This window comes from Arthrobacter agilis (genome assembly GCF_002953615.1).
GTDB classification, from domain to species: domain Bacteria; phylum Actinomycetota; class Actinomycetes; order Actinomycetales; family Micrococcaceae; genus Arthrobacter_D; species Arthrobacter_D agilis_B.
The window spans coordinates 872,143-882,472 of sequence record NZ_CP024915.1 but is presented as its reverse complement, the minus strand read 5'-3'; the positions used below and the strand labels follow the sequence as shown (position 1 = coordinate 882,472).

General features: G+C 69.8%; 12 protein-coding genes. 2 read left to right on the top strand and 10 right to left on the bottom strand.

Translation table 11 applies throughout. The features are described 5' to 3' along the window. On the bottom strand, positions 1 to 435 hold a 435-nt coding region (locus tag CVO76_RS04265), incomplete at its 3' end, for a DEAD/DEAH box helicase (RefSeq protein ID WP_279628593.1). Continuing rightward, positions 428 to 2,011 (bottom strand): GTPase HflX, encoded by a 1,584-nt coding sequence (hflX, locus tag CVO76_RS04260; protein WP_208740825.1) that lies wholly within the window; start codon positions 2,009 to 2,011, stop codon positions 428 to 430. The genes CVO76_RS04265 and hflX, both read right to left, overlap by 8 nt. Before the next feature lie 120 nt (positions 2,012 to 2,131). Here hflX and CVO76_RS04255 point away from each other — a divergent pair, with 120 nt between their 5' ends. Beyond that, positions 2,132 to 2,740: a class I SAM-dependent methyltransferase gene (locus tag CVO76_RS04255; protein WP_208740823.1), complete on the top strand. Its 609-nt coding sequence runs from the start codon at positions 2,132 to 2,134 to the stop codon at positions 2,738 to 2,740. A gap of 30 nt (positions 2,741 to 2,770) precedes the next feature. Here CVO76_RS04255 and dapF read toward each other — a convergent pair whose 3' ends face one another. The 6 genes from dapF to CVO76_RS04225 all read right to left on the bottom strand — a co-directional run bounded on the left by dapF (position 2,771) and on the right by CVO76_RS04225 (position 8,628). Further along, the gene (dapF, locus tag CVO76_RS04250; RefSeq protein ID WP_208740820.1) at positions 2,771 to 3,727 is read right to left on the bottom strand and encodes a diaminopimelate epimerase; all 957 of its coding nucleotides are present in this window, start codon (positions 3,725 to 3,727) and stop codon (positions 2,771 to 2,773) included. 4 nt (positions 3,728 to 3,731) lie between these two features. Continuing rightward, positions 3,732 to 4,643, bottom strand: a complete 912-nt coding sequence (gene miaA, locus CVO76_RS04245; protein WP_244186185.1) for a tRNA (adenosine(37)-N6)-dimethylallyltransferase MiaA — start codon at positions 4,641 to 4,643, stop codon at positions 3,732 to 3,734. After that, complete coding sequence (gene miaB / locus CVO76_RS04240) at positions 4,640 to 6,190, bottom strand: tRNA (N6-isopentenyl adenosine(37)-C2)-methylthiotransferase MiaB (RefSeq protein ID WP_208740816.1); 1,551 nt, start codon at positions 6,188 to 6,190, stop codon at positions 4,640 to 4,642. Before miaB ends, miaA begins: the two co-directional genes overlap by 4 nt. Before the next feature lie 58 nt (positions 6,191 to 6,248). Further along, on the bottom strand, positions 6,249 to 6,908 hold the full coding sequence (locus tag CVO76_RS04235; protein WP_244186184.1) for a regulatory protein RecX: 660 nt from the start codon (positions 6,906 to 6,908) through the stop codon (positions 6,249 to 6,251). Positions 6,909 to 7,167: 259 nt separating this feature from the next. After that, complete coding sequence (gene recA / locus CVO76_RS04230; protein ID WP_133082225.1) at positions 7,168 to 8,211, bottom strand: recombinase RecA; 1,044 nt, start codon at positions 8,209 to 8,211, stop codon at positions 7,168 to 7,170. Positions 8,212 to 8,409: 198 nt separating this feature from the next. Next, positions 8,410 to 8,628 carry a DUF3046 domain-containing protein gene (locus CVO76_RS04225; protein ID WP_208740815.1) on the bottom strand — a complete coding sequence of 73 codons (219 nt, stop codon included), beginning with the start codon at positions 8,626 to 8,628 and terminating at the stop codon, positions 8,410 to 8,412. Positions 8,629 to 8,714: 86 nt separating this feature from the next. Between CVO76_RS04225 and CVO76_RS04220 the strand changes: the two genes are divergently transcribed. Further along, positions 8,715 to 9,224 carry a MarR family winged helix-turn-helix transcriptional regulator gene (locus CVO76_RS04220; protein ID WP_244186183.1) on the top strand — a complete coding sequence of 170 codons (510 nt, stop codon included), beginning with the start codon at positions 8,715 to 8,717 and terminating at the stop codon, positions 9,222 to 9,224. A 55-nt stretch (positions 9,225 to 9,279) separates the two neighbouring features. Here the strand turns inward: CVO76_RS04220 and CVO76_RS04215 are convergent, their stop codons facing one another. Beyond that, positions 9,280 to 9,720, bottom strand: a complete 441-nt coding sequence (locus tag CVO76_RS04215) for a helix-turn-helix domain-containing protein (RefSeq protein WP_133082223.1) — start codon at positions 9,718 to 9,720, stop codon at positions 9,280 to 9,282. A 123-nt stretch (positions 9,721 to 9,843) separates the two neighbouring features. Beyond that, the coding region (locus tag CVO76_RS04210) for a CinA family protein (protein WP_432206130.1) at positions 9,844 to 10,330 on the bottom strand (487 nt) is incomplete at its 5' end.

The following is a 10,330-nucleotide window of genomic DNA, read 5'->3' as shown; positions in this document are numbered from 1 at the left end:
AAATCCCCCGCCGGTCTTGTGCAGGCAGACGTAGTTCGAGCGGCCCTTGAGGAGCGCGACGTCGACCGGGCGTGCGAGCGCGGGCCGCACCGCGTCCAACAGGCGCGGGAGGTCCCGCCCCACGATCTGCGCCTGCAGCGCGAGCGTCGCCGTCGAGACGACCGACGGACGGTCGCTCTCCAGGGCATGCGCGAGAAGCGGCACGAGGTAGGCCAGGGACTTGCCCGTCCCGGTGCCGGCCTGCACGAGGAGGTGGTCGCCGGAGCGGATGGCCTCGCTCACCTGCCGCACCATCTCGTGCTGGCCGGCGCGCATCTCACCGCCCATCGCCGCGACGGCGGCGTCGAGCAGTTCCAGGGCCTGCCGGGCCTCGGCGGAGTGGTGCGCTGCGTCCGGCGCCGCGACCGCAGCACCGGACCGCACGCTCTCACTCATGCCGGACGTACGGCTCCAGCTCGGCTGCCAGGCCCTCCCGGACCATCACCTCGAGGCGCGTGCCCTCGTCGGCGTGCTCCATCCCGAGGATCTCGACGTCCTCCTCATGGAGGCGGCTGACGACCTCGCCGTGCGCGTAGGGCACCAGCAGGTCGAGCTTGACGCCCGGACGCGGGATGTTCGTGCTGATCAGCTGACGGAGCTCGGTGAGCCCGGCGCCCGTCCGGGCCGAGACGACGACCGAGCGCTGCTCGCGCTGCCGCAGCCGTTCGATGACGAAGGGGTCGGCCGCGTCGGCCTTGTTGAGGACGATGATCTCGGGCACCTTGCGGGCGTCGACCTCGGTCAGCACCGCGCGGACGGCGGCGATCTGGCCTTCCGGATCCGGATGCGAGGCGTCGACGACGTGCAGGATCAGGTCGGCGTCGGCGACCTCCTCGAGGGTCGACCGGAACGCCTCGATCAGCTGCGTGGGGAGCGACCGGACGAAACCGACCGTGTCGGCCAGCGTGTAACCGATGCCGTCCGGCGTCTCCGCCCTGCGGATCGTGGGATCCAGCGTCGCGAACAGCGCATTCTCGACGAGCACGCCGGCGTCGGTCAGCCGGTTCAGCAGCGACGACTTCCCGGCGTTGGTGTACCCGGCGATCGCGACGGAGGGGACCTGGTTGCGACGGCGGTTGGACCGTTTGGTCTCGCGCGCGGGCTTCATCTCCGCGATCTCCCGGCGCAGCTTGGCCATGCGCGTGCGGATCTTCCGGCGGTCGAGTTCGATCTTCGTCTCACCGGGTCCGCGGGAGCCCATGCCGGCGCTCGCGCTGCCGACCTGGCCGCCCGCCTGGCGGGACATCGACTCGCCCCAGCCACGCAGGCGCGGCAGCAGGTATTCGAGTTGGGCGAGTTCCACCTGGGCCTTGCCCTCGCGGGACTTGGCATGCTGCGCGAAGATGTCCAGGATCAGCGCGGTCCGGTCGATGACCTTGACCTTCACGATGTCCTCGAGCCCACGGCGCTGCGACGGCGACAGTTCGCTGTCGACGATCACGGTGTCGGCACCGGTCGCCTGCACGATGTCCTTCAGCTCCTGGGCCTTGCCCGACCCGAGGAACGTGCCGGGGTCCGGCTTGAGCCGGCGCTGCACGATCCCGTCGAGCACCTCGGACCCTGCGGTCTCCGCGAGGGCGGCGAGTTCCTGCAGCGAGTTCTCGGCATCCTGCGCCGTTCCCTCGCTCCACAGACCGGCGAGCACGACCCGCTCCAGCCTCAGCTGCCGGTACTCGACCTCGGTGACGTCCTCGAGTTCGGTGGACAGTCCCGCGACACGGCGGAGCGCGCGGCGCTCGGCCAGGTCCTCCTGGTCCCCGTCCGCGTCGGAGGGCACTTCGTCCTTCGACAGCGCGAGCGCGCGCGACCGCCAGGTCTTCTCCACGGGCGGTGCGGTGTCGCCCGTCTTCTGCGGTCCGTTCGTCGCCTTCGCCGTGGCAGCTTCGTCGCTGGCGAGGATCCGGTCGATGACGGCTTGGATCTCCTCCCGGCCCATGTTGGCTCCGGTGGAATGTCCGTGATTCTCGGTCATGGTCTCCCTAGGTGGATGTCGTCCAATTCTACGGCCGCCGGAGGGACGCCTTCCAACGAATTCTCCCAGCGCGAAAACTGCCCGGAGGGTGCCGCGGACCGGGGCACTAGGCTTTCCTGCATGGAGTCACAGCACTATTTCAGCGCGCAACCGGCCGGACCGGACGTCCGCCGCCCCCTGTCCGTCGTCCTCGCCGGCGCCCGCCGCGACCTGGTGACGTCGTCGGGCCTGTTCAGCCCCGACGGCGTGGACAAGGGGACGGCGATCCTCCTCGACACCGTCCCCGAGCCCGAGGGACAGCACCTGCTGGACATCGGCAGCGGCTGGGGTCCGATCGCCCTCACCATGGCCCTGAAGGCTCCTGCGGCGACGGTGCATGCGGTGGACGTGAACGAGCGCTGCGTCGCGCTGACGGCCGAGAACGCCGAACGGTTGGGGCTCTCCAATGTGGTGGCGACGACGCCGGACGACGTCGACGCCGACCTGCGTTTCGACACCATCTGGTCCAATCCACCCATCCGGATCGGCAAGCAGGAACTGCATGCCCTGCTCCTGCGCTGGCTGCCACGCCTGGCCCCGGGCGGGCGGGCATGGCTCGTGGTGCAGAAGAACCTCGGTGCGGACTCGCTGCAGCGCTGGCTCGGCGACGAGTTGCCCGAGGGTTTCACCGTCCGCCGCGCCGAGACCTCGAAGTCGTTCCGCATCCTCGAGGTCCACCGGCCCGCCTGACGACTCCCGGCCCTTCCGCCGCTCCCGCCCTCAGCCGGCGGGCAGCAGCATGCCGTCGGCGACGAGTTCGGCCGGTCCGCTGAGCTGGACGTGCTCGCGGCCCTCGGGCCCGTCGAAGAACGTCACCCCCACCACCCCGCCCGGAACGGCCACGAGCCACCGGGCCGGGGCACCTTCGCCGGCCCAGTACCGGGTGGCGGCCGCCGCTGCGCACGCGCCGGTGCCGCACGACTGCGTCTCCCCCACGCCGCGCTCGTGCACGCGCATGGTGAGTCGCCCGACGCCGTCCTCACCGACCAGCGGATCCGCGGGGACCACGAGCTCCACGTTCGTCCCGGCCGGTGGTAGGGGCTGCACGGCCGGGGCGTGGTACAGCTCGGTGCGCTCGAGGTCGGCCCGGTCGGCGAGTGCGACGACGGTGTGCGGGTTGCCCATGCTGATGGACAGCGCCGGGCGTTCGACGTCGAGCCCGCCGATGTCGACGAGGGAGTCCATGCCGCGCGCGACGGCCGCGTCCGGGAAGATGAACTCCCACGGCCCCATGTCGACCGCGTAGCCGTCCCCCGACCGTGTCACGCGCTTGACGCCCGCGCGGGTCGCGATGGCGAGTTCGCCGCCGTCGGGCAGGTCGGCGACACCCTTGGCGAGGAGGAAGTGCGCGAAGACACGCACGCCGTTGCCGCACATCTCCGACAGGGAGCCGTCGCCGTTGCGGTAGTCCATGAACCATTCGGCGTCGGGCTCCGTCTGCAGGAGGGCGCGTCCCTCCGGGAGCACTGCCGATCGCACGGCGCGGATGTACCCGTCGGCACCGATGCCCCGGTGCCGGTCGCAGAGGCCCGCGACGAACGCCGGATCGGCAGGTCCGGTGCCCTCGGGATCGAGCGTCAGGACGAAGTCGTTGCCCGTGCCGTGTCCCTTGGTGAAGGACAGGCCAGACGTAGGCCGGGCAGCGGGGGCAGGGGCATCAGCGGGGAATCCGGTCACCGTCCTAGGATATGTCCCCCGGTGCACGGACGATCCCGACGGCCCGCTCGAGGAGTCCGGGCTCCTGCCGGTCCAGCCAGGACACCCGCGGGTCACCGCGGAACCAGGTCAGCTGCCGCCGGGCGAAGCGGCGCGTGGCCGCGATGGTGTCCTCGACGGCGTCCGCCTCCGTCATCGACCCGTCGAGGACGCGCAGGAACTGCCCGTAGCCGAGCGCCCGCGACGCCGTCCGCCCCTCCCGCAGCCCGGAGGCGGCAAGGCGTTCCACCTCGTCCGCGAGGCCGGCCCGCACCATGGCGTGCACGCGGTCGGCGAGCCGCTCGCGCAGGATCGCGCGGTCCACCGCCAGCCCGATCTGCACGGCGGGCTGGTGGTACTCGCGCCGCGGCATGAAGGCGCTGAAGGGCCGTCCACTGACCTCGAACACCTCGAGGGCCCGGATGAGCCGACGGTCGTCGTCGATCCGTTCCGCGGATGCGGGATCGACCGCGCGCAGTCGCTCCCGGAAGGCCGCACTGCCCCCGGCCGCCAGCACCGCCTCGAGCCGGGTGCGCACGGCCGCGTCGGTGGGCGGGAACTCCAGCCGGTCGAGGGCCGCGCGGAGGTACAGTCCGGAACCGCCCACCAGGATGGGGACGCGGCCCCGGCTGCGGATGTCCGCGATGACGCGCCGGACCTCCTCCTGGTACGCGGCCACGCTGGCTTCCTCGGTCACGTCGAGGACGTCCAGCAGGTGGTGCTCGATGCCCCTCCGGTCCGGCAGGGGCAGCTTCGCGGTGCCGATGTCCATGCCCCGGTAGAACTGCAGGGCGTCCGCGTTGACGACCTCGCCGTCGAGCCGGTGCGCCAGGTCGACGGCGAGGTCGGACTTGCCCGAGCCGGTGGGACCGACGACGGCGACGACCGGAACGGTCAACGGCCGCTCCCCCGCACGGGCAGGGACGGCATGCCGAGGGAGACGGACCGGGGGGCGCCGTCCGGTCCGGCGGGCACGCCACAGGAGTCGGCCTGGCTCCTGTCCCATGCATCGCCGGCGCGAGAACGCCGGAGCGAGTACTGATCGGACGTCGGGTCGGACAGCAGGTGGAACGACGCCGCCTCGGTGACGGGCAGCGTGACGAAGTCGCCCGGCCGTGGCGCGGCGGCGCCCTCGGGGACCGAGAAGTGGACGAGGCGCTGGTCGCGCGCCCGACCGGTGAGCCGGTGGGTCTCGCCGCCCTTGCGCCCCTGCTGGTCGGTGACGAGCACCTCGACGAGCGTGCCGACCTGGCGTGCGTTCTCCTCGCGCGCGATACGGTCCTGGAGGGCGGTGAGCCGCTCGAAGCGCTCCTGCACCACCGCCTTGGGAAGCTGCTCCGGCAGGTCCGCAGCGGGGGTCCCCGGGCGCTTCGAGTACTGGAAGGTGAAGGCGGTGGCGAAGCGCGACTGCTCGACGACATCTAGGGTGGCCTGGAAGTCCTCCTCCGTCTCGCCGGGGAATCCGACGATGATGTCCGTGGAGATGGCCGCCTGCGGCATGCGCTCGCGCACGCGGTCGAGGATGCCCAGGAAGCGGGTGGAGCGGTAGGAACGGCGCATGGCCTTCAGGATGCGGTCGGACCCGGACTGCAGGGGCATGTGCAGTTGCGGCATCACGTTGGGCGTCTCGGCCATGGCGTCGATCACGTCGTCGGTGAACGCCGCCGGATGGGGACTCGTGAAGCGGACGCGCTCGAGGCCCTCGATGGAGCCGCAGGCGCGGAGCAGCTTGGCGAAGGCGCCTCGATCCCCGAACTCGACGCCGTACGAATTGACGTTCTGGCCGAGCAGCGTGACCTCGACGGCGCCGTCGGCGACGAGGGCCTCGATCTCGGCGAGGATCTCACCGGGTCGGCGGTCACGTTCCTTGCCGCGCAGCGAGGGGACGATGCAGAAGGTGCAGGTGTTGTTGCACCCGACCGAGATGGACACCCAGCCGGCGTAGACCGATTCCCGCCGGGTGGGCAGGGTGGACGGGAAGACGTCGAGCGACTCGAGGATCTCCAGCTGCGCGTCCTGGTTATGCCGTGCGCGCTTCAGCAGGGCCGGCAGGGCGCCGATGTTGTGGGTCCCGAACACGGCGTCGACCCAAGGGGCCTTCTTCAGGATGATGTCCCTGTCCTTCTGGGCGAGACACCCGCCGACGGCGATCTGCATCCCGGGGCGGAATTCCTTGACGGCCTTCAGGATGCCCAGGTTGCCGTACAGCTTGTTGTCCGCGTTCTCACGGACGGCGCAGGTGTTGAAGACGACGACGTCCGCCTGCCCACCCTCGACCCGGGCGAGCCCGGCGTCCTCGAGGAGTCCCGAGATACGCTCCGAGTCGTGCACGTTCATCTGGCAACCGAAGGTGCGCACCTCGTAGGTGCGCGGGTCGGCCGCGGGGCAGTCCGGCTGGTCGCCGGACTGGGGATCGGTGTCGCCGAGGGGGACGGGAAGTGTCATGCTCACGCCCTTAAGCGTACGGCTGCCCGCGGGGGCCCCGACAATCGTCCGCGCGGGCTCAGTCCGGCGTGCCGGTGTCCGCCAGGACCTCCTTGACGATGGAGAACGCGGCACCGGGGTTGTATCCCTTGCGCGCGAGGACACCGACGAGACGGCGTACCTCCTTGTCCCGCACGGCACGGTCCGAGAGGTCGGCGCTACTGCGGAGCTTGCGGCGGACGACGTCCCGGGCCTGCAGGTGCTCGTCCTCGTCGGTGACCTGCTGCAGCGCTTCCTCCGCCAGGTCGGGCTCGATGCCCTTGTCCGCGAGTTCGCGCCGGAGCGAGTAGCGGGACAACGCCTTGGCCGCGGTACGGGTCCGCACCCACATCCGCGCGAACTCGGCGTCGTCGATCAGCTGCACCTCCTCGAAGCGGTCGAGGAGTGCGGTGGCGATCGCGGGCGGCACCTCGCGTTCGGCGAGCTTCTGCAGGAGCTGGTGCCGGCTCCGCGGTCCGAGTGCGAGCTGGCGCAGCAGGATCGAGCGAGCCTGCGACGTCCACTCCTCGTCGGTCCTGGGCGGCGGGGATCCACCCTCGCCCCGGGTGTCCGGGACGGGGGCGGCAGCGGCGCCCGACCCGCGCGCCGTGTTCCTCCGACGGGAGCGACCCTGGCTTCGTCCGGCGCGATCAGCGGAACCGTCCGCGGGAGGATCGCCGTCGGCGGAGGACCCGACCACAGGACCGAACGGATCATCGGCGGAGGATCGGGGGGACGTTCTTCCGCGGACCCCTGACCGGGGCGCGCCCCGTCCGGCTCCGCCTGCCGCCCGCGCGCCGAACGAGGACGACGTGGTCCGGGTCAGGCCCTGTCCCCTGGACGGCGACCGTCGCGGGAGCGCGTCGCCGTCGACAGCATCGACGGAGCTGTCAGAACCGAACCGGTCGAACGAGGCACCCCATCCGACCGGCTCGGATCCTTCCTCCGAGGACACGTGCCTACTCGCCGCTGACGGCCTTCAGCTTCGGAGCATCGGGCTCCTCCGGCTGCACTCCGATTCCGAGCTTGACCCTGATCTTCTGCTCCAGCTCGTCCGCCAGATCAGGATTGTCGATGAGGAACTTCCGGGCGTTCTCCTTGCCCTGCCCCAACTGGTCTCCGTCGTACGTGAACCAGGCACCGGACTTCTTGACCAGTCCGTTCTCCACGCCGACGTCGATCAGACCGCCCTCACGGGAGATGCCGTGGCCGTACAGGATGTCGAACTCCGCCTGCTTGAAGGGCGGGGCCATCTTGTTCTTGACGATCTTGGCGCGCGTCCGGTTACCCACCGGGTTGACGCCTTCCTTCAGCGTCTCGATACGACGCACGTCGATGCGGACCGACGCGTAGAACTTCAGCGCCTTTCCACCCGTGGTGGTCTCCGGGCTTCCGAAGAAGACACCGATCTTCTCGCGCAGCTGGTTGATGAAGATCGCCGTGGTCTTGGTCTGGCTCAGGCGGCCCGTGATCTTCCGGAGCGCCTGGCTCATCAGACGGGCCTGCAGGCCGACGTGGCTGTCGCCCATCTCACCCTCGATCTCGGCGCGCGGCACGAGTGCGGCGACGGAGTCGATCACGACGATGTCGATGGAGCCGGAGCCCACCAGCATGTCCATGATCTCGAGGGCCTGCTCACCGGTGTCCGGCTGCGACACGAGCAGGGCGTCGGTGTCCACGCCGAGCTTCTTGGCGTACTCGGGATCCAGCGCGTGCTCGGCATCGATGAATGCCGCGATGCCGCCGTTGCGCTGTGCGCTGGCAACGGCGTGCAGCGCCACGGTGGTCTTGCCGGAGGATTCGGGACCATAGATCTCGACGACCCGACCACGCGGGAGGCCGCCGATGCCGAGTGCTGCATCCAGCGCGATGGAACTCGTGGAGATGGTCTCGATGGGCGCCCTGGTCTCGTCACCGAGACGCATGATGGAACCCTTGCCGTACTGCTTGTCGATCTGGGCGAGAGCAGCTTCTAGGGCTTTCTCGCGGTCTGGAGCGGCCATTCTTCACCTCGGTTGTTCATGGCCAACTGGCCTGTGTACGTGTTCTTCTCGACTGTATTGGCCTGCGCCGACAGTTTGAGGTGGGCCGCCGCTATGTGCACAGGAGCGCGCCGCCTCCTCCACCATCATAGTCCGGTCCGAACAGATATTCGATTATCTGCGGGACCGCGAGCGTGTTGTCCCTCCGGCCTCCGAGGGTCATCGCGGCTTGATGTCGCGCCCCAGCCACCGCTCGCGCGGTACGTCCTGCGCCCGGCACACGGCCTCCCAGACCACTTTGGAATCCACCCCGGCGCCCAGTGCCTCCGCGGCGGTCCTGTCGCCCAGCCGGTCGACCACCAGCTCCCGGGCGAGGGTCCTCGAATACCGCTCGCCGAACTCGTCGTCCATCAACCGCCAGAAATCACTCAATCGCATCTGCAGTGCCTCGCTCTCGTGTACCCGTGCAGTACGGACCGTCCTGTGGAGGTGTCTCCGCCACGGCGGAACCCTACAATGGGCCCATGAACGCGAAGCCGAGCACCACCGATCCCGGCCCGGGCCTTGCAGCCTACCCCGGGGAAGATGCCGACACCGACGCGGCCATCGAGGCCCTCGAACAACAGCTCAGCATGCTGTGGCGCCGCGCGCGGTCGAATTCCTACAAGGTCGCCCGCCGCGTGCACCCCGACATGGAGCCCGCGGCGTACGGACTGCTGGTGATCCTCCAGCGCGAAGGCTCCATGCGCCTCACGGACATCGCAGCGAGCGTCGGGGTGGGCAAGCCCTCCGTCAGCCGCCAGATCGCCATGCTGGAACAGCTCGGACTGGTCCAGAAGGAAGCCGACCCCCTCGATGGGCGGGCCCAGGCGATCTCGCTGACGGACGCGGGGACGAGCCAGCTCGTCGCGGCCCAGACCGCTCGCAAGCAGGCATTCCACCAGCTGATGGAGGACTGGGACGTCGAGGACCTCACCCGGCTCGGGACCCTGATCGCACAGCTGAACAACACGTACACCAAGGACAACTGGTAGCAGACGGCAGGAAGGCCCGTCCCTGCAGGGACGGGCCTTCCTTGTCGTGGGGGTCCTAACGGTTCGTCGCCGCGAGTCCCCGACGGAAATCGTCGTTCAGTTCGTCGGACAGGTCCTCGCCGAACTCCCGGGAGAACTCCTGGGGGATGGTGTCCGGGATCGAGACGCCTTCTGCTTCTGCCAGGCGGTCGCTGACTTCCCGCAGCATCGAGGAGAGCGGCACCTCGAGTGCACTGCATATTGATGAGAGGAGTTCGGAGGATGCTTCCTTCTGTCCACGCTCGACCTCGCTGAGGTATCCGAGGGAGACCCTCGCACTGTGCGACACCTCGCGCAGGGTGCGGCCCTGGCGCTGGCGGACGTCACGGAGGACGTCGCCGATTTCATGGCGGAGAACTACCATCTTGCGCTCCTTGGGCTTGCGTTGTGCATCCTCTGCCAACCCCACATCGCGCCAACGGACGACGCCGTTTACGGATACGGGCTGCTTTACCATCTGTATCGCTTGCTCCCTCATGAATGCGGCACCGCCGGAATCGCGGATGCCGCGTGATGATGACCTGCCCGATCTGCTTGAGCCTGAGTCGCCAACCCTATCAACGGCCGGCAGTGTTTATAACTACCCCCGACCCCCGTTTGTTCCCCTGGACAGTTCTTCGAGGAGCTCGCGGAGCACCGCGTCGCAGGAGGCACTCCTGATGCTCGCGCGGTCCCCGGAGAAGGAATGACCGAACGCCTCGGTGCCGGTGGGCGTGGAGATCGCCGTGAACACGGTGCCCACGGGCTTCCCCTCGTGCGGTGCGGGGCCCGCGACACCGGTGGTGGAGATGCCGATGTCCGCGGCGAGGGCCACCCGGACGCCGTCGGCCATCGCCGCCGCGACGCGTGGATCGACGGCCCCCGCGGTGGCGAGGAGCTCGCCCTCCACGCCCAGGAGGTTCTGCTTGACCGAGACCTGATAGGCGACTATGCCACCCTGCAGGACGGCCGACGCACCGGGGACGGCGGCGAGGGACGCGGCGACCATCCCGGCCGTCAGCGACTCCGCCGTGGCGATGGTGAGGCCGAGCCCGGACGCCAGTGCGACGACCTCGGCCGCCGGTCCT

Excerpts from the sequence above, each read along its gene's own strand:
- hflX (WP_208740825.1), bottom strand. The coding sequence starts at position 2,011 with ATGACCGAGAATCACGGACATTCCACCGGAGCCAACATGGGCCGGGAG.
- CVO76_RS04255 (WP_208740823.1), top strand. The coding sequence starts at position 2,132 with ATGGAGTCACAGCACTATTTCAGCGCGCAACCGGCCGGACCGGACGTC.
- miaB (WP_208740816.1), bottom strand. The coding sequence starts at position 6,190 with ATGACACTTCCCGTCCCCCTCGGCGACACCGATCCCCAGTCCGGCGAC.
- recA (WP_133082225.1), bottom strand. The coding sequence starts at position 8,211 with ATGGCCGCTCCAGACCGCGAGAAAGCCCTAGAAGCTGCTCTCGCCCAG.
- CVO76_RS04225 (WP_208740815.1), bottom strand. The coding sequence starts at position 8,628 with ATGCGATTGAGTGATTTCTGGCGGTTGATGGACGACGAGTTCGGCGAG.
- CVO76_RS04220 (WP_244186183.1), top strand. The coding sequence starts at position 8,715 with ATGAACGCGAAGCCGAGCACCACCGATCCCGGCCCGGGCCTTGCAGCC.
- CVO76_RS04215 (WP_133082223.1), bottom strand. The coding sequence starts at position 9,720 with ATGGTAAAGCAGCCCGTATCCGTAAACGGCGTCGTCCGTTGGCGCGAT.